This window comes from Dactylosporangium sp. CS-033363, from assembly GCF_050942475.1.
In the GTDB taxonomy this organism is placed as follows: domain Bacteria; phylum Actinomycetota; class Actinomycetes; order Mycobacteriales; family Micromonosporaceae; genus Dactylosporangium.
In genome coordinates this window covers 4791712-4815687 of sequence record NZ_CP192032.1, presented here as the reverse complement: position 1 = coordinate 4815687, position 23976 = coordinate 4791712, and the positions used below count along the sequence as shown (strand labels likewise).

25 protein-coding genes are annotated in these 23976 nt (G+C 72.6%); 10 read left to right on the top strand and 15 right to left on the bottom strand.

The window, feature by feature from the left end:
* Window positions 1-54 precede the first annotated feature (54 nt).
* Genes ACQPZ4_RS22290 through ACQPZ4_RS22280 form a run of 3 tightly spaced genes read right to left on the bottom strand, consistent with a single transcriptional unit; the run spans window position 55 to window position 1006 of the window.
* A complete protein-coding gene (locus ACQPZ4_RS22290) occupies window positions 55-387 on the bottom strand; it encodes a hypothetical protein (RefSeq protein ID WP_433064359.1) in 333 nt (110 codons plus the stop codon).
* Window positions 388-392: 5 nt separating this feature from the next.
* On the bottom strand, window positions 393-884 hold the full coding sequence (locus ACQPZ4_RS22285; RefSeq protein ID WP_433066608.1) for a DUF2269 domain-containing protein: 492 nt from the start codon (window positions 882-884) through the stop codon (window positions 393-395).
* Entirely contained in the window at window positions 884-1006 is a 123-nt protein-coding gene (locus ACQPZ4_RS22280; RefSeq protein ID WP_433064357.1) for a hypothetical protein, read from the bottom strand. Before ACQPZ4_RS22280 ends, ACQPZ4_RS22285 begins: the two co-directional genes overlap by 1 nt.
* Window positions 1007-1082: 76 nt before the next feature.
* Between ACQPZ4_RS22280 and ACQPZ4_RS22275 the strand changes: the two genes are divergently transcribed.
* The 3 genes from ACQPZ4_RS22275 (at window position 1083) to ACQPZ4_RS22265 (ending at window position 3626) form a co-directional block, all read left to right on the top strand.
* Entirely contained in the window at window positions 1083-1664 is a 582-nt protein-coding gene (locus tag ACQPZ4_RS22275) for a TetR/AcrR family transcriptional regulator (RefSeq protein WP_433064355.1), read from the top strand.
* Window positions 1665-1674: 10 nt separating this feature from the next.
* The gene (locus ACQPZ4_RS22270) at window positions 1675-1923 is read left to right on the top strand and encodes a CsbD family protein (RefSeq protein ID WP_433064352.1); all 249 of its coding nucleotides are present in this window, start codon (window positions 1675-1677) and stop codon (window positions 1921-1923) included.
* A 116-nt stretch (window positions 1924-2039) separates the two neighbouring features.
* Window positions 2040-3626, top strand: a complete 1587-nt coding sequence (locus tag ACQPZ4_RS22265; RefSeq protein WP_433064349.1) for a copper resistance CopC/CopD family protein — start codon at window positions 2040-2042, stop codon at window positions 3624-3626.
* On the opposite strand, the gene ACQPZ4_RS22260 is transcribed toward ACQPZ4_RS22265, so the two are convergent.
* Together ACQPZ4_RS22260 and ACQPZ4_RS22255 are read right to left on the bottom strand one after the other, a co-directional pair.
* On the bottom strand, window positions 3590-4078 hold the full coding sequence (locus tag ACQPZ4_RS22260; RefSeq protein ID WP_433064347.1) for a chemotaxis protein CheX: 489 nt from the start codon (window positions 4076-4078) through the stop codon (window positions 3590-3592). The genes ACQPZ4_RS22265 and ACQPZ4_RS22260 overlap by 37 nt on opposite strands.
* 8 nt (window positions 4079-4086) lie before the next feature.
* The gene (locus ACQPZ4_RS22255) at window positions 4087-5673 is read right to left on the bottom strand and encodes a methyl-accepting chemotaxis protein (RefSeq protein WP_433064344.1); all 1587 of its coding nucleotides are present in this window, start codon (window positions 5671-5673) and stop codon (window positions 4087-4089) included.
* A 51-nt stretch (window positions 5674-5724) separates the two neighbouring features.
* Between ACQPZ4_RS22255 and ACQPZ4_RS22250 the strand changes: the two genes are divergently transcribed.
* Window positions 5725-6966 carry an MFS transporter gene (locus ACQPZ4_RS22250; RefSeq protein ID WP_433064342.1) on the top strand — a complete coding sequence of 414 codons (1242 nt, stop codon included), beginning with the start codon at window positions 5725-5727 and terminating at the stop codon, window positions 6964-6966.
* On the opposite strand, the gene manD is transcribed toward ACQPZ4_RS22250, so the two are convergent.
* From manD to ACQPZ4_RS22220, 6 genes are all read right to left on the bottom strand, one after another.
* Entirely contained in the window at window positions 6922-8130 is a 1209-nt protein-coding gene (gene manD, locus ACQPZ4_RS22245; RefSeq protein WP_433064339.1) for a D-mannonate dehydratase ManD, read from the bottom strand. The genes ACQPZ4_RS22250 and manD overlap by 45 nt on opposite strands.
* Before the next feature lie 2 nt (window positions 8131-8132).
* Window positions 8133-8966 (bottom strand): ABC transporter permease, encoded by an 834-nt coding sequence (locus tag ACQPZ4_RS22240; RefSeq protein WP_433064336.1) that lies wholly within the window; start codon window positions 8964-8966, stop codon window positions 8133-8135.
* A complete protein-coding gene (locus tag ACQPZ4_RS22235) occupies window positions 8963-9835 on the bottom strand; it encodes an ABC transporter permease (RefSeq protein ID WP_433066605.1) in 873 nt (290 codons plus the stop codon). The genes ACQPZ4_RS22240 and ACQPZ4_RS22235 overlap by 4 nt, the downstream gene beginning before the upstream one ends.
* Complete coding sequence (locus tag ACQPZ4_RS22230) at window positions 9835-10878, bottom strand: ABC transporter ATP-binding protein (protein WP_433064333.1); 1044 nt, start codon at window positions 10876-10878, stop codon at window positions 9835-9837. The genes ACQPZ4_RS22235 and ACQPZ4_RS22230 overlap by 1 nt, the downstream gene beginning before the upstream one ends.
* Window positions 10875-12038 (bottom strand): extracellular solute-binding protein, encoded by a 1164-nt coding sequence (locus ACQPZ4_RS22225; protein WP_433064331.1) that lies wholly within the window; start codon window positions 12036-12038, stop codon window positions 10875-10877. The genes ACQPZ4_RS22230 and ACQPZ4_RS22225 overlap by 4 nt, the downstream gene beginning before the upstream one ends.
* A 75-nt stretch (window positions 12039-12113) precedes the next feature.
* Entirely contained in the window at window positions 12114-13097 is a 984-nt protein-coding gene (locus ACQPZ4_RS22220; protein ID WP_433064328.1) for a LacI family DNA-binding transcriptional regulator, read from the bottom strand.
* A gap of 114 nt (window positions 13098-13211) precedes the next feature.
* On the opposite strand from ACQPZ4_RS22220, the gene ACQPZ4_RS22215 reads away from it, so the two are divergent.
* Together ACQPZ4_RS22215 and ACQPZ4_RS22210 are read left to right on the top strand one after the other, a co-directional pair.
* On the top strand, window positions 13212-15083 hold the full coding sequence (locus ACQPZ4_RS22215) for a transketolase (RefSeq protein ID WP_433064325.1): 1872 nt from the start codon (window positions 13212-13214) through the stop codon (window positions 15081-15083).
* A gap of 176 nt (window positions 15084-15259) precedes the next feature.
* Window positions 15260-17530, top strand: coding sequence for a putative bifunctional diguanylate cyclase/phosphodiesterase (locus tag ACQPZ4_RS22210; RefSeq protein ID WP_433064323.1), 2271 nt, complete (start codon window positions 15260-15262; stop codon window positions 17528-17530).
* Here the strand turns inward: ACQPZ4_RS22210 and ACQPZ4_RS22205 are convergent.
* Window positions 17527-18570, bottom strand: coding sequence for an NAD(P)-dependent alcohol dehydrogenase (locus ACQPZ4_RS22205; RefSeq protein WP_433064320.1), 1044 nt, complete (start codon window positions 18568-18570; stop codon window positions 17527-17529). The genes ACQPZ4_RS22210 and ACQPZ4_RS22205 overlap by 4 nt on opposite strands.
* Before the next feature lie 96 nt (window positions 18571-18666).
* Between ACQPZ4_RS22205 and ACQPZ4_RS22200 the strand changes: the two genes are divergently transcribed.
* Together ACQPZ4_RS22200 and ACQPZ4_RS22195 are read left to right on the top strand one after the other, a co-directional pair.
* Entirely contained in the window at window positions 18667-19251 is a 585-nt protein-coding gene (locus tag ACQPZ4_RS22200) for a TetR family transcriptional regulator (RefSeq protein WP_433064318.1), read from the top strand.
* 30 nt (window positions 19252-19281) lie between these two features.
* Window positions 19282-19506, top strand: a complete 225-nt coding sequence (locus tag ACQPZ4_RS22195; RefSeq protein ID WP_433064315.1) for a hypothetical protein — start codon at window positions 19282-19284, stop codon at window positions 19504-19506.
* Here the strand turns inward: ACQPZ4_RS22195 and ACQPZ4_RS22190 are convergent.
* The 3 genes from ACQPZ4_RS22190 to ACQPZ4_RS22180 form a co-directional block, all read right to left on the bottom strand.
* Window positions 19437-20846, bottom strand: a complete 1410-nt coding sequence (locus ACQPZ4_RS22190; RefSeq protein ID WP_433064313.1) for a lyase family protein — start codon at window positions 20844-20846, stop codon at window positions 19437-19439. The genes ACQPZ4_RS22195 and ACQPZ4_RS22190 overlap by 70 nt on opposite strands.
* 28 nt (window positions 20847-20874) lie before the next feature.
* Entirely contained in the window at window positions 20875-21210 is a 336-nt protein-coding gene (locus ACQPZ4_RS22185) for an anti-sigma factor antagonist (protein ID WP_433064310.1), read from the bottom strand.
* A 76-nt stretch (window positions 21211-21286) separates the two neighbouring features.
* Window positions 21287-22147, bottom strand: a complete 861-nt coding sequence (locus tag ACQPZ4_RS22180; RefSeq protein WP_433064307.1) for an aldo/keto reductase family oxidoreductase — start codon at window positions 22145-22147, stop codon at window positions 21287-21289.
* 105 nt (window positions 22148-22252) lie between these two features.
* Here ACQPZ4_RS22180 and ACQPZ4_RS22175 point away from each other — a divergent pair, with 105 nt between their 5' ends.
* On the top strand, window positions 22253-23197 hold the full coding sequence (locus ACQPZ4_RS22175; RefSeq protein WP_433064304.1) for a TIGR03619 family F420-dependent LLM class oxidoreductase: 945 nt from the start codon (window positions 22253-22255) through the stop codon (window positions 23195-23197).
* Complete coding sequence (locus ACQPZ4_RS22170; protein WP_433064302.1) at window positions 23194-23937, top strand: SIR2 family NAD-dependent protein deacylase; 744 nt, start codon at window positions 23194-23196, stop codon at window positions 23935-23937. Before ACQPZ4_RS22175 ends, ACQPZ4_RS22170 begins: the two co-directional genes overlap by 4 nt.
* Window positions 23938-23976: the final 39 nt, after the last annotated feature.

Sequence of the window (23976 nt, the reverse complement as noted above, 5' to 3'; positions counted from 1 at the left end):
ATCATGGCCGGGCCATCGGCTCGAATGACGACGTCGCCTACATCGCAGTGATGACTACCCGGCGGCCTTGCGCAGCCCCCGCCGGCTGGTGACGACCCGGAAACCGTCCTCGAACTCGATGAGCACGCTGTTCCGGCTGCCGGCCGCGAGCACCCGGCACCGCCGCCCGGCCCGATCGATCCCGTCCCCGAACCACGGCACGGTGACGGGCGCCGACACCGGGTACGGCGGCCCGATCGTCCGGTGCCGCCAGGCCCACACGTAGCCGAACTCGCCCATCCGCTGCAACAGTACCCAGCGGCACGGCACCATGAGCAGCGCACGAGCACAGGCCACCGAGAGCCGCCGCGGGCCAGGCGCGACGCCGCCGCGGTGCGGCGAAAGCACGGGCTCTACGCGTCGCCGCTCGAGGTGAAGGGCGTGACGCCGCGCGGTTTGTACACCGACAGCACGAGCGCGACCAGCAGCAGCGCCACGGCCGCGGCCGCGTGGACGACGGGCGAGGCGGTCCGCAACTCGCCCGCGCCCACCGCCGGGTCGCGGGCCAGCCCGGCGAGCATCGCGAGGGTCTGCATGTACAGCAGCAGGATCCCGGTCGCGAACAGGTTCATGAGCAGCTTGAACAGCACCCACCAGTGCCGGACGAGGCCCCAGCGGGTCCCGAGCGCCTGCACCACCCCGGTCACCAGCCCGGCCACGCTGAGCGGCACGAGGGTGGCCCAGCCGAGCGGTTCGAGCACGAGGTACACCGCCCGCACCACGCCCGCGTCGGACGCGGCCAGCCCGACGATCCCGAGCGCGAGCGAGACCGCCACCGCGCCCAGCCAGCCGACCGCGGTGCCGACGTGCAGGACGAGACCGAGCCGGCGCAGGGACGGGCGCATCACCGCGCCGCCCCGTGGTGCAGGTGGTGGCCCGGCCCGTGTCCCGTCAGCAGCGCGACCAGCACCAGCACGGCCAGCACGGCCCCGGCGATCGCGAACGCCTTCACCCATCGAGGAGTCATGGTGCCCAGTTTGCGATACAGGTTGTCTTTTTACAAGACACTGTGTCGCACTAAGGGCGTTGTGTATGGTGGATGGGTGCCGAGGCTGTGGAACGCGACGATCGACGAGCATCGGCGCACCGTGCACGCCGCGATCCTGGACGCGACCGCGGCCCTGGCCGCCGAGGCGGGACTGGCCGCGGTGACCATGTCGCAGATCGCCACGCGGGCCGGGATCGGGCGGGCCACGCTGTACAAGTACTTCCCGGACGTCGAGGCGATCCTCGTCGCCTGGCACGAGCGCCAGGTCGGCGAGCACCTCGCCCGGCTGACCGCGGCCGCCGGCAACGAGACCGACCCCGGGGCACGGCTGCGGACCGTCCTGGTCACGTACGCCGAGCTGAGCGGCGCCCGGCACCACGGCCCCGAACTCGCCGTGCCGCTGCACCGCGCCGAGCACCTGCACCGGGCCCGCCACGAGGTGCATGCGCTGCTGGTCGAGGCGATCACCGCCGCCGCCGAGGCCGGCCAGGCGCGCACCGACGTGCCGGCCGCCGAACTCGCCGCGTTCGCGCTGCACGCCCTGGGCGCCGCGACCGACCTGCCGGCCACCCGGCCCGCCCGCACCAGGCTGGTGAACCTGACCCTGGCCGCCCTGCGCCCGGACGCCGCGGACTGAGTCACCGTTTATGGCAGTCGATCCCGGGCATCAGTATCAGTACAAGACGCGAACCTGGGAGATGGCGATGAGCTTCGGGGACAAGGTCGAGCACAAGGCGGAAGAGGTCAAGGGTCAGGCCAAGGAGGGCTGGGGCACCGCCACCGGTGATCCGGACCTGCGGGCCGAGGGCCAGGCCGACCAGGACGAGGCCAACGTGAAGCAGGCCGGCGACAAGGTCAAGGACGCCGCCCACGACGTCAAGGACGCACTCAGCTAAGCCAAGCGACACAGCAGAAGGGGCTCCCGCCGCGGGGGCCCCTTCTGCGTTTGAACTCTTCCGCAGTGCGTCCCGTACAACGAGATATGCGGCGGGCTGTGTGGTGGGTGCTGGCAGTGGCGTTCGGCCTCCTCGCCCTGCTGATCGCGCCCGCCCGGCCCGCCGCTGCCCATGCCGTGCTGACCACCACGAGCCCGATGGCCGGGACCGTACTGCCGAGCCTGCCCAAGGAGATCCGGCTCGAGTTCAACGAGGCGGTCCGCATGGTGCCCGGGAGGACGCAGGTCGTCGGGCCCGACGGCAAGCGGCGCAACGACGGGGACCCGGCCGCGGTCGACGGTGGACTGCTCGTCAAGTTGCGTGACGCCGATCCGCCGGTCGGGACGTACGTGGTCAGTTACCGGGTCATCTCCGGGGACAGTCATCCTGTTGCGGGATCCTTCATGTTTTCGGTCGGGGCGCCCTCGCAACCGGCGGCCGGCACCGAACCGGTCGGGACCGATCCGATCGTCGTCGTCGCCGTTCCCGTGGCCAAGTACGCCGGGTACGCCGGCCTCGTGCTGCTGATCGGGCCGGCGGTGATGCTCGCCCTCTGGTACCCCCGCCGCCTGAACCGGGAACCGCTGCTGCGCCTGGCGCGGGCCGGGATCGTCGCGATCGGGGCCGGGACCGTGGCCTCCATCTGGCTGCAGGCGCCGCTCGCGTCCGGGTCGGCGCTGCTGAACGTCTCCCCCGGCGAGCTCGGGCAGGTGCTGACGAGTCCGTTCGGGATCACCCTGCTCGCAAGGTTGGCCGCGCTCGCCATCATAGCCACACAAATCCGGCAAATCACGCGCGGAGCCAGGCAAGTCGCACTCACGACGGCCGTCGTCGCCATGCTCGTGACCTGGCCCCTCACCGGGCATCCGATAGCGTCGCCATACACGGCCGTCGTGGTCGTGGCCGACGTCGTGCACATCGCCGCCATGGGCCTGTGGATCGGCGGCCTCATCTGCCTCTGGGCCGTCCTCCTCCGCCGCGCCGACCAGCGGGAGCTCGCCGTCATCCTGCCGTCCTGGTCGAAGTGGGCGATGGCCTCCGTGTACTGGCTCGTGGCGGCCGGCGTCCTGCAGGCCCTGATCCAGATCGGCGGCTGGGCGGCGATCACCGGCACGGCGTACGGCCAGACCCTCCTGCTCAAGGTCGGCCTGGTCGCGCTGATCCTGCTCGCCGCCGCCTGGTCCCGCCGCCTGGTACAAAACGGAACAACCGCTAGACTGCGCACCACGGTCGGCCTGGAGGCGGGCGCCGCCGCGCTCGTGCTCGCCGTCAGCGCCGTCCTCGTGCAGCTCAGCCCCGGCCGCACGGCGGACCTCGAGGCCAAGGCCGCCGTCCGGGCGCAGGGCTTCGCGGCCACCCTCAACAGTCCGCTCTACGCGGTCCAGTTCGAGGTGTACCCGGCGGTCGTCAGCGAGTACAACAGCTTCCATGCCTTCGTCTTCACGCCCGAGGGCAGGCCGCTGCCCGTCGAGCAGTGGACGGTCACCGCCGCGCTGCCCGAGCGCGGGGTCGAGCCGATGGACAACCCGGTCTTCACCGTCACCGGGAACCAGGGGCTGGGCAACATCACGTTCCCGCTGCCGGGCACGTGGAAGCTCACGATCACCTTGCGGGTGTCCGAATTCGATCAGGCGACGGTGACCGCGGACGTGCCGGTGCGCTGAGGGGCCTTGCCCTCCAGGAGCTCGACCGTGACCTGGTGGCCGTCCCAGTGGACCAGGACCCGGCTGAGCAGGGTGGTGCCCGGCCAGAGGATCTCGGCGCGGCCCACGACGACCTGGGGCAGGGCCAGGTGGCTGGGCTTGGGCAGGAAGCTCTTCACGTTGCCGGCCACGATGTTCATCAGCTCGCCGGTCGCGTCCTGGATGTCGTCGGGCTTGACCGCCGACAGCTCCAGCATCTCGGCGGCGATCGCGGCCGCCGCGCCGAGGCCGCCGCGCAGCACCACCATGCCGAGCCACGCACCGGCGACGCCGACGCTGGCGGTGATCTCGGCGTCGGTCCCGGGCGGGTCGTCGATGCCGCTCACCGTCGGGCTGGTGCCGAGATAGGCGGTCCAGACCTGCCAGATGATGCCCTCGAGATCCGCGGGCGTGAGCGGCGGCTCCTCCTCCAACAGACCCCCTACACCAGCTGGAACCGGGCGACGATCTGCTGCAGCTCGCCGGACATGCGGGCCAGCTCGTCGGCGGCGGTGCGGGCCTGCACGACGCCGTCGTTGGTGATCTGGCTGGCCCGGGCCACGCCGGTGATGTTCTCGGCGATCTGCCCGGCGTTGCCGGCGGCGAACGCCACGCTGCGGTTCATCTCGCCGGTGGTGGCGCTCTGCTCCTCCACGGCGGCCGCGATCGTGGTGGCGTACATGTTGGTCTGGTCGATCACCTCGGCGATCTCGGTGACCGCGGCGGCCGCGGCCGAGGCGTCGCGCTGGATGGCCTCGATCCGCTCGGCGATGTCGCCGGTCGCCTTGGCCGTCTCCTGGGCCAGGTCCTTGACCTCGCCGGCCACGACCGCGAAGCCCTTGCCCGCGTCGCCGGCCCGGGCCGCCTCGATGGTGGCGTTGAGCGCCAGGAGGTTGGTCTGCTCGGCGATCGCGGTGATGGTCTTGAGCACGTTGCCGATCTCGGCGCTGGAGCGGCCGAGGCTGTCGATCGTGTCGGTGGCCGACTGGGCGGTCGCGACCCCGTTCCCGGCGACCCGGGCGGCGTCGGCGGCGTTGCGGGCGATCTCGCCGATGGCCGCGCCCATCTGTTCGGTACCGGCCGCCACCGTCTGCACGTTGCTGGACACCTCGTCCGCGGCGCCCGACACGACCGAGGCCTGGCTGCTGCTCTCCTCGGCGCTGGCCGCGATCTGGTTCGACACCGCCGAGAGCTGGTGGGCGGCGCCGGCGAGCGTACTGCTGCGCGCCCCCACCGCCTCGACCGTCTCCCGCAGCCCGGCGATGGCGGTGTTGAGCGCGCGGGCCATGGCGCCGAGCTCGTCGCGGCCCCGCACGTCGGCCGTGCGGGTCAGGTCGCCGGTGGACAGCCCGGACACCACGTGCCCGACGGCGGTGACGGCCCGCACCAGCTGGGCCGCCACCACCAGCGCGAACAGTACGGCCAGGAACAGCCCTGCCCCGAGCAGGCTCCACGTCCAGGCGAGGGCGTTGCGGTACGCCTGGCCGACGTTGTGCTGGCGGGCCAGGCCGGCCTGCCGTTCGGCCTGGCCCAGCTGGTTGATCAGGTTGAACGTGGTGGTGGCCAGGGGCGCGGTGACCTCGTCGCGGACGCGCTCGACCTCGGCGGTGTTCCCGGACCGGCTGGCCGGGACGAGCTGGTTCGCGATGGCGTCGGCGTAGGCCTGGAACGCGGTGCGCAGCTTGTCGGCCGACGCCGGGTCCGTGCTGGCGGCCCGGTACTTCGTCAGATCCGTGCCGAACTGCTCCGCCGCGGCCGCCGAGGCCTGCTCCCACTTGGTCTTCGCGGCGGCGTCGGTGCTGATCACGCTGTTGAGCACGTTGATCCGCACGCTCGCCAGATCGTCGCGGACGTCGCTCAGGTACGCCACGGGCAGCAGCCCCCGGTCGAAGAGCCGCTCCGCCTCGTCCTTGACCTGGTGCAGACGCACCGACGCGACGGCGCTGCCGGCCAGCGCCACCACCCCCAGGACCGCGACCACGAGCAGCACCTTCGTGCGCACCGCCCGGTTCGCCAGCCAACCGATCATGCCTGCCAAATCGGTTGCAGGTGGGTTGCCTTGAGTGTTCTCCTCGGCCGAGTGCGCAACCGGAACTTCGCCCTGCTGTGGATCGGCCAGGCCACGAGCGCGGTGGGCTCGGCCGTCACGTCCGTGGCGCTGCCGCTGGTGGCGGTCTCGACGCTGCACGCCGGGCCGGCCCCGGTCGCGCTGCTGACCGCGGCGACCTGGGTCCCGTGGCTGCTCATCGGGCTGCCGGCCGGGGTGTGGGTCGACCGCTGGCCGCGCCGCCGCACGCTGCTGATCGCGGACCTCGCGTCCGCAGCCGTGCTCGTCGCCGTGCCGATCGCCGCGTGGACCGGCATCCTCACCATGCCCCTGCTGCTGGCGGCCGCGCTGCTCGCCGGGGTCGCCGGGGTCTTCACCAGCGTGGCGTTCAACGCGTTCCTGCCGCATCTCGTCGGGCCCGAGCACCTCATGGAGAGCAACGCCCGGCTGCAGACCACCGCGTCGATCGCCCTGGTGGCCGGGCCGGGCCTCGGCGGCCTCCTCGCGCAGGCGGCCGGCCCGGTCAGCGGCGTGCTCCTCGACGCGGGCACGTTCCTGGTGTCGGCGGCCTGCCTGCTCGCGCTGCGCGCCGGGCCGGAGCCGCGCAGCGGCCACCGGGCGACGTTCAAGATCGCCGACGGCATCCGCTTCATCATGCGCGGGCGGCTGCTGAAGACCATGCTCGTGGTGGCCGCGGTCACGAACTTCGCGATGCTCGGCCTCACCGCGCTCCGGGTCATTTTTCTGGTACGGGCTGAAGGCGTCGCCCCGGGCACTGCGGGACTGGCGATCGGCGCCGGCAGCCTCGGGGCGATCGCGGGCGCAGCCGTCGCCGCGCAGGCCGCCCGGCGCTTCGGCAGCGCCCGCACCTACCTGGTCGCGAGCCTCGCCGCGGCGCCGTTCGTCCTGCTGCTGCCGCTCGGCGGCCCCGGCTGGCGGCTGGCGCCGTTCGTCGCCGGCTCGGTCGTCGCCCTCGGCGGCGCCACGATGGCCAACGTCATGACGATGACCTTCCGCGGCACGTTCGTGCCCGGGCACCTCCTGGGCCGGGTCACCGCCGCCTCCCGGATCTTCGTGTTCGGCACGGTACCGCTCGGGGCGGCCACCGCCGGCCTGCTGGCATCGGCAATCGGTGTCCGGACGGCGATGTGGGTCCTCGCCGCCCTCTACGTCGCCGCGCCGCTGCCGCTGCTGGCCACCGAGGCCCGCACCGACCGCGACTTCCCGGCGTCACCAGGAGTGCATGGTGCCGTCCAGGAGGCGGTTGACGGGTAGCGCGGCCGGCTTGTACGGGTACTGCGCGGCCAGCTCCTCGTCGATGTGGACGCCGAGCCCCGGCTCCTCGGACGGGTGCAGGTAGCCGGCCTCGAAGCGGTACCCGTGCGGGAAGACGGCGTCGGTCTCCGGGGTGTGCCGCATGTACTCCTGCAGCCCGAAGTTCGGCACGGCCAGGTCGAGGTGCAGCGCGGCGGACATGCACACCGGCGACAGGTCGGTCGCGCCGTGGCTGCCGGTGCGGACGTGGTACAGCCCGGCGAGGTCGAAGATGCGCCGCAAATGCGTGATGCCTCCCGCATGCACGACCGTGGCCCGGATGTAGTCGATGAGCTGCTCGCGCACCAGCTGCTCGCAGTCCCAGATGGTGTTGAACACCTCGCCGACCGCGATCGGGGTGGTGGTGTGCTGCCGGATCAGCCGGAAGCCCTCCTGCAGCTCGGCCGGGACCGGGTCCTCGATCCAGGTCAGCGCGTGCGGCTCCAGGCTCTTGCCGAGCCGGGCCGCCTCGATCGGGGTGAGCCGGTGGTGCACGTCGTGCAGCAGCTTGAGCCGCGGCCCGAACTCGGCGCGGACGCGGGCGAAGACCGACGGGACGTGGTTGAGGTACGCCTCGGTGGACCAGGTGGCCTCGGAGGCGATGGCGGCGTCGGCGGGCTCGTAGAACAGCTTGTCGCCGCTGACGCCGTAGGTGGTGTCGAGCCCCGGCACGCCTGTCTGCACGCGCACCGCCTTGTAGCCCAGGTCGGCGTAGCGGGCCACCTCGGCGAGCACGTCGTCGACGGTCTCGGCGTTGGCGTGGCCGTACACCGTGACGCCCTCCCGGCTCCGCCCGCCCAGCAGCTGGTAGACGGGCAGCCCGGCGACCTTGCCCTTGATGTCCCACAGCGCGGTGTCGACGGCGGCGATGGCCGACATCGTGACGGGCCCGCGCCGCCAGTACGCGCCCTTGTAGAGGTACTGCCAGGTGTCCTCGATCCGCGCCGCGTCCCGGCCGATGAGCGCCGGGATCACGTGCTCGGTCAGGTAGGCGGCCACGGCGAGCTCGCGCCCGTTGAGGGTGGCGTCGCCGACCCCGGTGACACCGTCGTCGGTGACGATCTTCAGCGTCACGAAGTTGCGGCCGGGGCAGGTCACGATCACTCGGGCGTCGGCGATGCGCACGTTCAGTCGACCTCTTCCTGGACACGGGCGACGAGCTGGGTCGGGTTGACGATCCGCAGCGCGAGGACGAGCAGCACGAGCATGGTCGCGGTGTAGACCACGGCCATCGCGTCGATGGACTGCTGGGCGCGGATGCCCGGCGAGGCCATCTCCGCGTAGAGCTTGACGACGAGCGTCGAGGACTCCTCGTCGGCGGTGAGGAAGGTGAGCTCGAACATGCCGATCGTACGCACGAGCACGAGGATCGACGCGGCGAGGATGCCGGGCACGAGCAGCGGGGCCAGGATCCGCGTGAACACCTGGCGGGTGCCGGCGCCGCACATCCGGGCCGCGCGCTCCACGGCCGGGTCGATCTGCTCGATGAACGGGGTCATGGTGAGGATGACGAACGGCACCGAGGGGACCAGGTTGGCCAGGATGACCCCGGACAGGTGCCCCGCGAGGTCGTACTTGTACAGCACCGTGGCGAGCGGAATCCCGTACGTCATCGGGGGCATGAGGATGGGCAGCAGGAACGCGAGGTACACGATGCGCTGCCCCGGGAAGCGGCGCCTGGCCAGCACGTAGGCGGCGGGGACACCGATCAGCAGCGAGACCGCGACGACGGCCAGGGAGACCTCCAGGGTCACCAGCAGCACGTGCAGCAGGCCGAACTCGTCCCACGCCTGGGCGTACCACTGCGTCGTATAGCCCTGGGGCAGCCAGGTGTCGAACCATTGCTTCCCGAACGAGCTGACGAGCACCGAGCCGACGACCCCGGCCAGGTTGAGCATGAAGAAGATGACGACGCCCCACACGAGCCAGGCCGCGGGGCTGGCCACGATCCGCCGGCTCATCCCTTGCCTCCCGTCGGTCCGGTGTACAGCAGCGAGCGCGCCCCGAGCACCGCCCCGATCACGACGAGCTCGACCAGCCCCATCACGATCGCGATGGCCGAACCCTGGGCGAAGTCGTAGTGCTGGTAGCGGGCCTGCCAGGCGGCGAAGGCGATGACCCGGGTCTCTCCCGCCGGATCGCCGACCAGCACGGCCGACGGGAACACGCTGTAGGCCAGCACGAACGTCAGGCAGAACGTGGTCGCCAGGCCGGGGGCGAGCAGCGGCAGCGTGATCCGCCGGAACCGCTGCCACCAGCCGGCGCCGAGGGTGGCCGCCGCGCGCTCCAGGGTGGGGTCGATGCCGGACAGGTACGACAGCACCAGCAGGAACGCGAACGGGAAGCCGGTGATGACGAGGGACAGGAACACGCCCCACGAGTTGTGGATGAGCCGGATCGGCGTGTCGATGAGGCCGGCGTCGAGCAGCGTGCGGTTCAGCCAGCCGGTCGGGCCGAGGTAGTTGAGCAGGCCCTGCGCGGTGAGCACGGTGCCGAGCGTGATGGGCACGACGAGCAGCGTGGTGACGGCCCGTTTTCCGTGAAAACGGCCGCGCATGCGGTACGCGATCGGGACGGAGGCGGCCACGTTGACGATCGCGGCCGGCAGCGCGATGCGCAGGGTGATCCAGATCGTGTCGCGGTCGTAGGCGTCGGCGAAGAAGCTGCGGTACGCCTCGAACGGGCCGCCCTTCTCCGGCTGGAACGACAGGCCCACGCCGTAGGCGAACGGGTAGATGAACAGCAGGACCACGAACGCGGCGGCCGGGGCGAGCAGCCACAGCTGCCGGTCGACGCCGCGCTCGGCGAGGCGGTGCTTGAGGGCGACCATCACGCCGCCTTGTAGACGAGCAGGTTCCTGAACGTCAGGCCGACGGGGTCCTCGGGGGCCAGCCGCGCGGTGGTGCGCAGGTGCAGCAGGAGCCCGGCCGCGCTGCGTGCCTCGACGGCCATTTCCCTTCCCTGGTACTCCACGACCTCCACGACGCACCGCAGCCCGTCCTCGGCCGGGGCGAGGTCCTCGGGGCGGGCCGCCGCGATGACGGGGTCGCCGGGACTGATGTCGCTCATGGCGGTACCGGAGAAGGTCTGGTCTTCGATCCTGATCCGGACCTGGTCTCCGGCGACGTGCTCGGCCCGGGCCTGGAGCAGGTTGCGGAAGCCCATGAAGTCGGCCACGTGCGGGTTCGCGGGCCGGGTGTGCAGTTCCTCGGGTGTACCGATCTGCTGCACCCGCCCGTCGCGCAGCACCACGAGCCGGTCGGCCAGGGACAGCGCCTCCTCCTGGTCGTGCGTCACGTACACCGTGGTGAGGCCGAGGCGCTGGTGCAGCCGCCGGATCTCGGTGCGCATCTCCAGCCGCAGCTTCGCGTCCAGATTGGACAGTGGCTCGTCCATCAGCACCAGCGACGGCGAGACGACGACGGCGCGGGCGATCGCGACGCGCTGCTGCTGGCCGCCGGAGAGCTGGCCGGGCAGCTTGGCCGCGTGGTCCTCGAGGCGCACCAGCCGGATCGCCTCGTCGGTGCGCCGCCGGATCTCGTCGCGGGACAGCCGCCGCATTTGCAGCCCGAACGCGATGTTGCGACGGACGCTCAGGTGCGGGAACAGCGCGTAGTTCTGGAACACCATGCCGAAGCCGCGCCGCTCCGGCGGCAGGGTGTCGAGGCGGCGCTCGTCGAGCCAGATGCTGCCGTCCGACAGCGGCAGCAGGCCCGCCAGGCAGTTCAGCGCGGTGGACTTGCCGCAGCCGGACGGGCCGAGCAGGGCGATGAACTCGTGCTTGCGGATGTCCAGGCTGAGCCCGGCCAGGGCGGCGTGCCCGGCGAACCGCCGGGTCACGCCATCCAGCCGCAACGTGTCGAACGTGGTCACTTGTTCACCTTCGCGCCGCCGATCTCGCGGTCCCACTTGTCGAACGCGGCCACCAGCGCCTTGGCGTCCAGCGGCGTCTCGAGCGGGTTGTTCGCGATCAGCGACTCGTACTCGGGCCGGCCGAAGTCGGCGATGGCCTTCTGGCTGTCGGCGGGCGCGAGGGACAGCGGCACGTCCTTGACCGCCGGGCCCGGGTAGAAGTACCCCTTGTCGTACGCCTTGGCCTGCTGCTCCTTGGTGAGCATGGACTTGAGCAGCAGCAGGATCGCGGACTGCTTGTCGGCCGACACGCCCTTCGGCACGGTCACGTAGTGCGCGTCGGTGACCCAGTGGAAGCCCTGCAGCGATCCGATCGCCGCCTCCTTGGGCACCTGGCCGAGCACGCGCGGGTTGATGTCCCAGCCGGTCGTGCTGGCGATGATCTTCGCCGAGCCGTTGGCCAGGCTCTTCATCGTCTCGCTGGTGGTGGACGGGTACAGCGTCACGTACTTGTTGAGCTCGGCCAGGTACGCCCAGGTCTTCTCCCAGCCGGCGGTCGGGTCCTTGGGGTCCTTGTCGCCGAGCAGGTACGGCAGGCCCATCAGGAACGTGCGGCCGGGGCCGGAGTTGGCGGGCCGCGCGTACTGCACCGCGCCCGGGTTGGCCTTGGCGTACTCGAGCAGCTCCTGCGCGGACTTCGGCGGGCTGGGCACCTTGGCCGGGAGGTACTCGATGAGCGGGCCGGACGGGTAGTACGTGACGGTGACGCCGAACTCGCCGGCCAGCTTCTGCATCGCGGCCGCGCCGGGCAGGTAGTCGGCGCTGGTCTTGCCCGCGATCGGCAGCCACAGGTTCTGGTCGATCCCGGCGGCGAGGCCGTCGACGCCGGTGAGGACCAGGTCGATGTCGACCCGGCCGGCGTCCTGCTGGGCCTTGATCTTGCCGGCGAGCTCGGGGGCGGTGGCCTTGGAGTACGTCACCTTGGAGATGACCTTCGGGTTCGCCTTCGTGAACTCGTCGATCATGCCCTGGGTGAGCTGCAGGTTGCCGGCCACGTCGAGGATGTTGAGGCTGACCGGGGCGCTCGGGGTGTCGGGGACGGTGCCGCCGCTCTCGGCGGTGGTGCCGGCGGGCTTGTCGGGCGCGCCGCAGGCGGCGAGGGCGACGACTGACACAAGCACAAGCGCTCGTTTTGTACTGCTGGTGAGGGACATGGCGGGATTCCCTTCACTGAGGGGCGGCTCCGGTGCTGTCGCTCATTGCGAGGCGGCTCCGGTGCTGTCGCGAACCATCAGGTGTGACTCGAGTTCCCGGCGCTGGACCGGGTGGGCGGGGTCGTCGAGCAGTTGCAGGAGCAGGTCCACGCCGGCCTTGCCGGTCTGCTCCTTGGGCTGGGCGAGGGTGGTCAGCGCCGGGCTGACCATCTCGGAGAGCACGATGTCGTCGAAGCCCATGACGCTGATCCGCCCGGGCACGGCGACGCCGCGCGCCGCGAACCGGCTGAGCATGCCGATCGCGACCAGGTCGTTGTAGCCGAAGACGGCCGTCGCCCCGGTGGCCAGCACCTGGTCGGCCGCGGCGACACCGCCGGCGAAGCGCGGCGCCACGTTGCCGGTCTCGATGAGCTCGACGCCGGCGGCCGCCGCGACCTGCCGCAGCGCCCGCAAACGTTCCCGGTTCGACCACGAGTTCTTCGGTCCCGGCACGTACGCGACGCGCCGGTGCCCGAGCGCCGTCAGGTGCCCGATCGCGTGCCGCAGCCCGTCGGCGCTGTTCACGGTGACCGACGGCATCCGCCCGACCCGGCGGTTGAGCAGCACGATCGGGGTGTCCCCGGCCAGGGCCCGGACCTCGTCCTCGCCCATCCGCGGCGAGCACAGGATGAGCCCGTCGACCTGCTTGCTGAGGTTGCGCACCAGCCCGGCCTCGGCGGTGGCGTCCTCGTCGGTGTCGGCGAGGAACACGGCGTAGTCGAACTCCCGGGCCCGGGCCTGCACGCCCTTGACCACGCCGGGGAAGAACGGGTTGGCCAGATCGGGCACGAGCAGCCCGAGGTTGCCGGTGCGCCCGGTGATCAGCCCGCGGGCGGCCCGGTTCGGGTGATAGTCGAGCGCGGCCACGGCCTGCTGCACGCGCAGCCGGGTGCCGGCCCGCACCAGGTCGGGGGTGGCCAGGGCCCGGCTGACCGTGGACGCGGACACCCCGGCGGCGCGCGCCACATCCTTGATCGTTACCGGCATCGATGCCTCCCATCGATTACCGCGATTCTGCAAACCTTTTCAGAATCTTGTCAAGGAGTCTTTTCACCCGTTCCCTCGCTCACCGTCCCGCGCGGCGCGGGTAGGGCACCGCGCATGACCACGATCACGAGGGCGGACATCGGCCTGGACACCGTCGCCGAGCTCGCGGCCCAGCTGCGCGTCGACGCGATCCGCGCCTCCACCAGCGCCGGCTCCGGCCACCCCACATCGAGCATGTCGGCCGCCGACCTGCTCGCCGTGCTCGTCGCCCGGCACCTGCGCTACGACTGGGACCACCCGGACGACCCGCGCAACGACCACCTCATCTACTCCAAGGGCCACGCGTCCCCGCTGGCGTACTCGGTCTTCAAGGCCGTCGGCGTGGTCGGCGACGAGGAGCTCATCCACGGGTACCGCCGCTTCGGCCAGCGCCTGCAGGGCCACCCCACGCCGATCCTGCCCTGGGTCGACGTGGCCACCGGCTCGCTCGGCCAGGGCCTGCCCGACGGCGTCGGCGTCGCCCTGGCCGGCAAGTACCTCGACCGCGAGCCCTACCGCGTGTGGGTGCTGTGCGGCGACAGCGAGATGGCCGAGGGCTCCATCTGGGAGGCGCTGGACAAGGCGTCGCACTACCGGCTGTCGAACCTCATCGCGATCGTCGACGTCAACCGGCTCGGCCAGCGCGGCGAGACCGACCTCGGCTGGGACCTCGACGCCTACGCCGCCCGCGCCGACGCCTTCGGCGCGCGGGTCATCGCCGTCGACGGGCACGACCTGGCCGCCGTCGACGACGCCCTCACCGAGGCCACCGACCCCGGCGACGCGCCGACCGTGATCCTGGCCAAGACCGTCAAGGGCAAGGGCTTCTCCGAGATCGAGAACCAGAACGGCTGGCACGGCAAGCCGCTGCCGCCCGACATGGCCCGCCGCGCCATCGCCGAGCTCGGCGGCGAGCGCGACCTCACCCTGCGCGGCCCCCGCCCCTCCGGCGACGGCGGCCGCCGCGGCGCCGCCCCGGCCGGGTCGCCCGCCCCGGTGGCGTACGAGCTCGGCGCGAAGGTCGCCACGCGCAAGGCGTACGGCGACGCCCTGGTGGCCCTCGGCGCCAGCGACCCGCGCGTGGTCGCCCTCGACGGCGAGGTGAGCAACTCGACCTACGCCGACGAGTTCGCGGAGGCCTACCCCGGCCGCTACTTCGAGATGTACATCGCCGAGCAGCAGATGGTCGCCGCCGCCACCGGCCTGGCCGTGCGCGGCTACAAGCCGTTCGCCTCGACCTTCGCCGCGTTCTTCACCCGCGCCCACGACTTCATCCGGATGGGCGCCATCAGCGGCGTCGACCTGCGCCTGGCCGGCTCGCACGCGGGCGTCGAGATCGGCGCCGACGGCCCGTCGCAGATGGCCCTCGAGGACCTCGCCATGTTCCGCGCCGTGCACGGCTCGACGGTGCTCTGCCCGGCCGACGGCACGAGCGCCGTCGCGCTGACCAACGCCATGGCCGCCAACCCGGGGATCAGCTACCTGCGCACCACCCGCGGCGCCTACCCCGTCCTGTACCACGACGGCGAGACGTTCCCGATCGGCGGCGCGAAGCTCCTGCGGCACAGCGACCGCGACCGGGTCACCCTCGTCGGCACCGGCGTGACCCTGCACGCCTGCCTGGCCGCCGCCGAGCTGCTGGCCACCACCGGCATCCAGGCCCGCGTGATCGACGCCTACTCCATCAAGCCGCTCGACATGGAGACCCTCGCCACGGCCGCGGGCGCCACCGGCGGCCGGATCGTGGTCGCGGAGGACCACCACCCGGAGGGCGGGCTCGGCTCCGCGGTCATCGACGGCCTGGTCACCTCGGGCGTCGCCGAGCTGCACGTCGCACACCTCGCCGTCCGGGAGATGCCGGGCTCGGGCACCGGCCCCGAGCTCATGGCCTGGGCCGGCATCGACGCCGACCACATCGCCGCCGCCGCGCGGGCGCTGCTCGCGTAGCCGTCAGAACCGGGGCGAGCCCGTGCTCGCTCGCGTAGCCGTCAGTACCAGGTGGGGCATGGGCACCGCCTGCCCCGTGCACCGGCAGCGAAACGAAGTGCAAACCGTTCTGCGCTCAGGCGACTCGGTCCGTCCGCCGATGGGACGACGTTGCTCTGACTGGGATGGTGAAACGGATGGCCGGCAAGAGGCTCGACCGCGCGGTGCTCGGATCGGTGCTGCTCGCCGTGTGGTCCGCGGGCGCGTTCGCGGTGAACTGGGGTGCAGCGCGGATTCCGCTGTGGCTGATGTGGCTGCCGGCGGTGCTGTCGATCGTGATGCCGGTGCTCGCCGCGGCGCAGGTGGCGCGGGCGCGGGCGTTCGCGGTGCCGACCCGGCGGTTCTGGCGCGGGCTGGCGCTGACCGCGGCGCTGGCCGGGCTCGGCCTGGTGCTCAACGCGCGGGACGCGATCGGCGGGCCGGTGCCCAGCCAGGCGCTGTCGTCGGTGACGGTGGCGGCGTACGGCTCGGCGGTACTGGTGCTGCTGTGGTCGTTGTGGCGGTTGCCATCCGGCGCGATGAGCCGGGACGAGCGGCTGCGCGTGGGCCTGGACGCGTCGACGGTGATCGTGGCGGCCGCGGTGTTCATCTGGCATTACCAGACGCGGCCGCTGCTGGAGAGCAGCGGGTACGAGGCCGCCTCCCTCGCCGTCGCCGGCCTCACGCTGGTGCTGGAGCTCGTCACCGTCTTCGTGATCGTCAAGGTCGCGCTGTCCGGGCACGTGTTCGTCGCCCGCGGCGCGCTGCACCTCTTTGGCGGCGGCCTGTTCGCGGGTGCCCTCAGCGGGGTGGCCCAGCGGTTCATCGTCGACCAGCCGCACCTGAGCCTGCCGCAGGTCACGGTGCCGGTGGTGCTGGCGGTGGTGCCGATCGCGGTGCGCCGGCAGTTCCGCACGCTCGCCGCGCCGGAGACGGCGATCGCGGTGTCGCGGCGGCCGTTCAGCGTGCTGCCGTACCTCGCCGTCGGCGCCATCGACGCGCTGCTGCTCGGCTCGATCTCGAACGGCGCCGACGACCTGGCCGTGACCGCGACGGCCGCCGTGGTGCTCACCGGGCTGGTCGTGTGGCGCCAGGTGACCGCGTTCCGGGAGAACACCGACCTGCTGGACCAGCTGGACTTCAACGCCACCCACGACGCCCTGACCCGGCTGCCGAACCGGGCGCTGTTCAACGAGCGGCTGGCCGGCGTGCTCGGCGGCAGCTCGGTGCGGCCGGTGAGCGTGGCCCTGGTCGACCTCGACGACTTCAAGATCGTGAACGACACGCTCGGGCACGGGGCGGGCGACGCGCTGCTCGTGGCCGTCTCCGCGCGGCTGGCCGCGAGCGTGCGCCCCGGGGATCTGGTGGCCCGCCTGGGCGGCGACGAGTTCGTCGTGCTGCTCGACGCCATCGACCCGGCCCAGGCCGAACTGGTCGCCCAGCGCATGGTCGCCGCCCTCGCCGAGCCGGTCCTCGCCGACGGCCACGAGCTGCTGGTGCGGGCCAGCATCGGCATCGCCGACGGCCGCACCGGCGACGCGCCGGGCGAGCTGCTGCGGCTGGCCGACATCGCCATGTACGCGGCCAAGCACGACGGCGGCAGCGGGTACCGCCGCTACGTCCCCGGTATGTCCGGCGCGGTCGCGGGCTCGGCGGCCCTCGGCGCCCAGCTGCGCCAGGCCATCTTCGGCGGCGAGCTCTTCCTGGAGTACCAGCCGATCGTGACCCTCGACGAGGGCCGCCTGTCCGGCGTCGAGGCGCTCGTGCGCTGGGCGCACCCGACCCGCGGGGCCGTGCCGCCGATCGAGTTCATCCCGGTCGCCGAGCGCACCGGCCTGATCGTCCCGCTCGGCGAGTGGGTGCTGCGCGAGGCGTGCCGGCAGCTGGCCGCGTGGATCACCGAGTTCGGCCCGGACGCGCCGCGCGTGGTGCACGTCAACGTCTCGGGCCGCCAGCTCGCCGCGGCCGGGTTCACCGACACGGTGGCCGCCGCCCTCGCCGACTTCGGCGTGCCCCCGCACCGGCTCACCGTCGAGATCACCGAGAGCGCCGCGATCGCGCTCGGCCCGGCCGCGGTCCGCCTCGAGGAGCTGCGCGCGCTCGGCGTGCGGGTCGCCCTCGACGACTTCGGCACCGACCAGTCCTCGCTGACGCTGCTGCAGGACCTGCCGGTCGACGAGCTCAAGCTGGACCGCTCCTTCGTCCAGCGCGACGAGACCGGCCGGCGCGGCACCATGCCGGCGGCGGTGCTGGCGCTGGCCCGCATCGTCGGGCTGGACATCGTGGCCGAGGGCGTGGAGCAGCAGGAGCAGGCCGACCGGCTCGCCGCGCTGGGCTACCGCACGGCGCAGGGCTACCACTTCGCGCGGCCGATGGCCCCGAAGGGCATCGCGCGCCTGATCGAGGCCGGAGCGCCGGCGCCGCTTTAGTCCAGATCGGACAGGTCGAGCACGATGCGGTACCGGACGTCGCCCTGCTTCAGCCGCGCGAGCGCCTCGTCGACCTTGGCGGACGGCAGGACCTCCACGTCGGCCGTGATGCCGTGCTCGGCGGCGAACCCGAGCAGCTCCGCGGTGTGCTTGGTGCCGCCGGTGCCGGACGAGGACAGGTTCTTGCGGCCGTAGGTGAGGTGCATCAGCTGGACCTGCACCTCGCGCGGGTAGCCGACCACGCTCAGCGTGCCGTCCAGGGCGAGCAGGCGCAGCAGCGGGGCCAGGTCGTGCGGGGCCGGGATGGCGTCGAGGATGAGGTCGAACCGGCCGGTCGCCCTGGCCAGGTCGGCGTCGTCGGTCGTCACGAGCAGGTCGGCGGCGCCGAGCGCGCGGGCGTCGCCGGCCTTGTCCGGGGTACGGCTGAGCACCGTCACCTCCGCCCCCAGCGCGACGGCCAGCTTGACCCCGAGGTGCCCGAGCCCGCCGAGCCCGGCGATCGCCACCCGGGATCCGGCGCCGATTCCGGCCGCGCGCATCGGTTCCCACATCGTGATGCCGGCGCACATGAGCGGGGCGGCCGCCGCCGGGTCGAGGGCGGCGGGCAGCGGGTAGGCGAACTTGGCGCGCAGGACGTACTCGCGGCTGTACCCGCCGAGGGTGATCGAGCCGTCGACGCGGTCCTTGCCGCCGTAGGTGCTGGTGGCGCCGCGCAGGCAGTAGTTCTCCTGGCCGGCCGCGCACATCGCGCAGTCGCCGCAGGAGTCCACGATGGTGCCGACGGCGACCCGGTCGCCCGGCTCGAAACCGGTGACGGCGGCCCCGACGGCGGTGACGGTGCCGGTGAACTCGTGGCCCGCGACCATGCCCTCGGTGGGCTTGCCGATGGCGCCGCTGAGCGCGTGCAGGTCGCTGTGGCAGACGCCGCAGTGGTCGATGCGGACGGCGAGGTCGTCGGCGCGCAGGTCGCGGCGCTCGATGGCGGCCCGCTGGAGCGCGGCGCCCGGGCCGGAGCCCTGCCAGGCGGTGGTGGTGCGCATGTCGCGAAGTCCTCTCGGGGGAGCAGACAGACCAGTCGGTCTGTTTCGACCGTAGCACAACGGCAGACCAACCGGTCTGTTTGTTATCGTGGACGCATGCCCGAGCTCCCGACCACCGCGCGCGGCACCGCCACGAGCCGCCGCATTCTCGACGCGGCGACCGAGGAGTTCGCGGAGCGGGGCATCGCGGGCGCCCGCATCGACCGGATCGTCGCCGCGGCACTGACGAACAAGGCCCAGCTGTACGGGTACTACGGCGGCAAGGACGGCCTGTTCGACGCCGTCGTGGCCGACCGCGTCGACCGCCTGATGGAGGCCGTGACCTTCGACGCGACCGACCTGCCCGGGTTCGCCGTCGCGATGTACGACGAGAACCTGCGCCACCCCGAGCTGATCCGCCTCACCACCTGGCTGCGCCTGGAGCGGCGCTCGGAGGGGCGGCTCGGCGACGACCGGCCCGAGGACGAGCCGAAGCTGCTCGCGATCGCCCGGGCACAGGCCGCCGGACTGCTCCGGCCCGGCCGCCCGAGCGACCTGTTCGCGCTGGTCCTGGGCATGGCGTGTGCGTGGTCGCCGGCGAGCGCGTTCTACGCCGCGACGCCCGCGGAGCCGGCCGAGGACCACGAGCGCCGCCGCGCCCTGCTGCGCGAGGCGGTCCGCGCGGCCGTGCAATTGGACTAAAAAGCGGTACGAGCGGGCAATGACACGGGCATGACGACCATCACGGCAGACGACATCCGGGCGCTCGCGCAGTCCACGCACACCGACCCCGCCCTCGCCGTGGCGCAGGACGGGGTCTTCCTGGTGCCGCAGGCGGAGGACGCCGACGGGCACATCGTGTACACCAAGGCGGAACTCGTCCGCGACTACGGCGAGGAGATCACCGACGTCCAGGCCGAGGTGCTCGCGGCCGGGCTCACCTCCCAGCTGCCCTGAACCGCGGCGCGGGCGCGTTGCGCGCCCGCCCGGGCCAGCTCCGCCGACAGGCCGAGGTGCCGGGTCGGGTCGAGCAGCGCGGCCAGGTCGCCGGCGGTGAGGTACGTGGTCACCCGCGGATCGGTGTCCAGCAGCGCCGCGAAGGTGCCCTCGCCGGCGGCCGCGCGGTGCGCCGCCTCCGACACGACCCGGTGCGCCTCCTGCCGGCCGATCACCTTGCCCAGCGCCAGCATCACCGCCTCGGACACGATCAGGCCGCCGGTCAGGTCGAGGTTGGCGCGCATCCGCTCCGGGTCGAGCTCCAGGCCCTCCAGCACCACCGCGAGCCGGGCCAGCTGGTCGCCGGCCAGGACGCAGGCGCGCCCGACGGCGTCGTCGAGCATCGCCGTGTACGCCCCGTCGGCCTCGTGGTCCTGGTGCATGGCTTCGAGGGCCTGCGGCACCAGCGCCCGGATCTGCGCCGAGATCGTCATCATGTCCTGCGACAGCTTCGGGTTGCGCTTGTGCGGCATCGTGCTGCTGCCGACGTCGCCGGGCAGCGCGGGCTCGAGGACCTCGCCGTACTCGGTCTGCATCAAGGAGTACAACTCCCGCCCGATCTTGCCGCCGGTCCCGCCCAGCATGGCCAGGACGCACACGTATTCCGCGAGCCCGTCGGACGCGCTGCGGGCGGGGACGTCCATCGGCCACAGCCCCAGGCGCTCGGCGAGGCGGGCCTGCACGCGCGGGCCGTCGGCGCCGAGGGCCGCGTGGGTGCCGACCGCGCCGCCGAGCATCGCCACGAAGACCGCGGGCTCGCAGCGCCGCAGCCGCGCCACGTGCCGCAGCAGCTCGTCGATCCACACGGCGGCCTTGAAACCGAACGTCACCGGTACCGCATGCTGCCCATGGGTCCGCCCGGCCATCGGCATCTCGGCGCCCCGCCCGGCCAGGTCGCCGGCCGCCGCCAGGACCCGCCCGAGCAGGGCGAGCAGCCGCTGATGGGCGTCGCGCAACAGCAGCGCGTCGCCGGTCTGCGTGATGTTCTGGGTGGTCGCGCCCCAGTGCACCCAGCCGCCGTAGTCGTCGCCCAGCACCCGGCTCAGCTCGGTGATGAGCGGCATGAGCGGGTGCCCGGTGGCCGCGATCCCGGCCCGGATGCGGCGCTTGTCCAGCTCCTCCAGGCGGGCCGCGGCGGCGATGGCCTCGGCCGCGTCGGGTGGCACCACGCCCGCGTCGGCCTCGGCCAGGGCGAGCGCCGCCTCCACGTCCAGCCAGCGCTGCCAATGCCCCGTGGTGGTGAACAGCTTGCGGATCCCGGTTTCGGGGACGCTGTCGTCGGTGAAACGGGACGGGCTCATCGCATTTGCATGCCCACAAACATCGCGATCAATCCTCGTCGGCGAGGACCTTCAGCACCCCGGTGATGTCCAGGACCCGGTGCACCATACCGGTCGCGCCGGTCGTGCGGAGCTTGATGTCGACCAATGCCCCGCGGCGGTACGCGTGCAGGAGCGTCGCGATGCCCGTGCTGTCCAGCAGGGTGAGCCCGCCGAGGTCGACGACGATCTCGCCGACCTCGCGCACGGCCAGGGCCTCGTCCAGGGCCCGTTCGAGGATGGGCTGCGTGCCCAGGTCGACCAGCCCGCGCAGGCGGATGCTCACCCGCACCCGCCCCTCGGCGTCGCGGCCGAGCTCCCGGTCCGCGGTCAGGTCGCTGCGCATCGCCCCTCCGCCCCACCACGCTGTTGGACGGGGACAATATACCGTTGCCCGACGGCAACCGAACGGGGTCGATGTTTCAGATCGCGTCAAGTTCCCCCAGCGCGTCATCCGGCAATTCCAGCGCGGCGCCCGCGACGTTTTCCCGCAGATGTGCTACGGAGGACGTGCCCGGAATCAGCAGGATGTTCGGCGAGCGCCGCAGCAGCCAGGCCAGCGCGACCGCGAGCGGGGTGGCGTCGAGCCGCTTCGCCACACCGGCGAGGGTCTCCGACTGCAGCGGCGAGAAGCCGCCCAGCGGGAAGTACGGCACGAACGCGATCCCCTGCGCCGCCGTCAGCTCGACCAGCGGGTCGTCGTCGCGCCGGGCGATGTTGTACATGTTCTGCACGCACACCACCGGCGCGATCGCCTGCGCCTCGGCGAGCTGCTCCGCGTTGACCGTGCTCAGCCCGAGGTGCCGGATCAGGCCCTGCTGCTGGAGTTCCGCGAGGGCCCCGAACGGCTCGGCGATGGACCCGGGCTCGGGCGCGTCGAGCCCGCCCATCCGCAGGTTCACCACGTCGAGCGCGTCGAGCCCGAGCCGGCGCAGGTTGTCGTGCACCTGCGCGCGCAGCTGCTCGGGACTGCGCGCGAACGGCCAGCCGCCCTGCTCGTCCCGGTACGCGCCGACCTTGGTGACGATGTGCAGCCGCTCGGGGTACGGCGCCAGGGCCTCCCGGATGATCTCGTTCGTGACGTGCGGGCCGTAGTAGTCGGACGTGTCGATGTGGGTGATCCCGAGCTCCACCACCTCGCGCAGCACGGCGATCGCGGCCGCGCGGTCCTTCGGCGGGCCGAAGACGCCGGGCCCGGCCAGTTGCATGGCGCCGTAGCCGACGCGGGTGAGGTCGAGGTCGCCGGTGCGGTACACGCCGCCCGGAAGATCGTTCGTAGCCATGCCCCACCATGCCCGCCATCGCCGGCATGAAGCTGCGCATCCGTTTTCCTGGGACTGCCGGTACCAGGTTCGTCTTCTTGACCGTCAATGCCTAGGATGCGAGCCGTGGCGTTACGAGTCGGAATCGGCCTGCCCCAGCTCAAGGAGTTCGACCCCCGCACCGCGGTCGTCCGCGCGGCCCGGGCGGCGGAGGAGATCGGGTACGACAGCCTCTGGGTCTTCGAGCGTTTCCTGCTCCCCGAGGACCAGAGCGGCCCCCACGGGCTCTACAACATGCCGGATGTGCCGTGGCCCGTGCGGTACGGCGGCGTCCTGGATCCTGTCATCGCCCTGACCGTGGCCGCGGCGGTGACCGAGCGGGTCGAACTGGGCACGTGCGTCCTCGTCGCGCCGCTGCACGTCCCGGCCCGCCTGGCCCGCACCCTCGCGAGCCTCGACGCGGTGAGCGGCGGCCGCCTCATCGCCGGCGTCGGCGCGGGCTGGAGCATCGACGAGTTCGCCGCCCTCGCCCCGCGCCCCTTCACCGAGCGCGGCGCGGCGCTGGACGAGTTCCTCGACGTCGCCGACGCCATCTGGGGCAAGGACCCCGTCTCGTACCGCAACGAGCGCTGGAATCTGGCGCCCGCCCAGGTCGGCCCCAAGCCGGCCCGCCGCATCCCGCTGTTCGCCGGCGGGTTCTCGGACGCGGCCCTGCGCCGGATCGCCCGCCGCGCCGACGGCTGGCTCCCGACGGGCCTGCCGGCCGCCGCGGTCGCCGCGAACATGACCCGCCTGCGCGACCTGGCCGCCTCCTACGGCCGCGACCCCGCCTCGATCTCGTGCATCTTCCAGGTCGGCCTCGCCCACGACCTGGACGAGCTGCCGCAGGAGGGCCGCCGCCCGTACACGGGCAGCATGAACCAGATCGTGGAGGACATCGGGGCCCTCGCGGACGCCGGCGTCGACCACGTCTTCCTGACGGTGTCCAACCTGGTGACGGACATCGACGAGTACGTCGACCTGGCGGAGCAGTTCCACGCCTGCCTGACCTCCGCCGGCCTCACCTCGTGACCGTCGCCGCGGCCGTCGACCTGCTGTTGTCGGCCCGGCGCCCGGTCGTGTTCACGGGCGCGGGGATGTCGGCGGAGAGCGGCGTACCCACGTTCCGGGACGACCTGACCGGATTGTGGGCCCGGTACGACGCCGAACGGCTGGCCACCCCGGAGGCCTTCCACGCCGACCCGGACCTGGTGTGGGGCTGGTACGAATGGCGCCGCTCCCGCGCCCTTCAGGCCCTGCCGAACGCCGGGCACCACTCGGTGGCGGCGCTGGCGGCCCGCATCCCGGCGACGACCGTGGTGACCCAGAACGTGGACGACCTGCACGAGCGGGCGGGCAGTACGGCCGTCCTCCACCTGCACGGCAGCCTGTTCGCGCCGCGCTGCATCGGCACCCCGCCGCACCCTGCTGTATTTCCTGACGCGGACGAGCCGGAGGAGGGCCGCCGCCTGGCCCCGCCGCGCTGCGTCTCCTGTGGCGCGCTGGTGCGGCCGGGAGTGGTGTGGTTCGGGGAGCAGCTGCCGGAGGACGCGCTGAGCGCCGCGGTGGAGGCCGCCGCGAACTGCGACGTGCTGCTGACGGTGGGAACCTCGGGCGTGGTGTACCCGGCGGCGGAGATCCCGCGGATCGCGGCCCGCTCCGGCGCCACCGTCATCCAGGTCAACCCGGACCCGACCCCGCTGGACGCGGTGAGCACCCTGAACCTCCGCGGCACCGCCGCCACGATCCTGCCGCAGCTCGTCCCCGCCTGACGCTCCCCCGGCGGCGTTTGAGGCCTTGGCGGTGGGTAG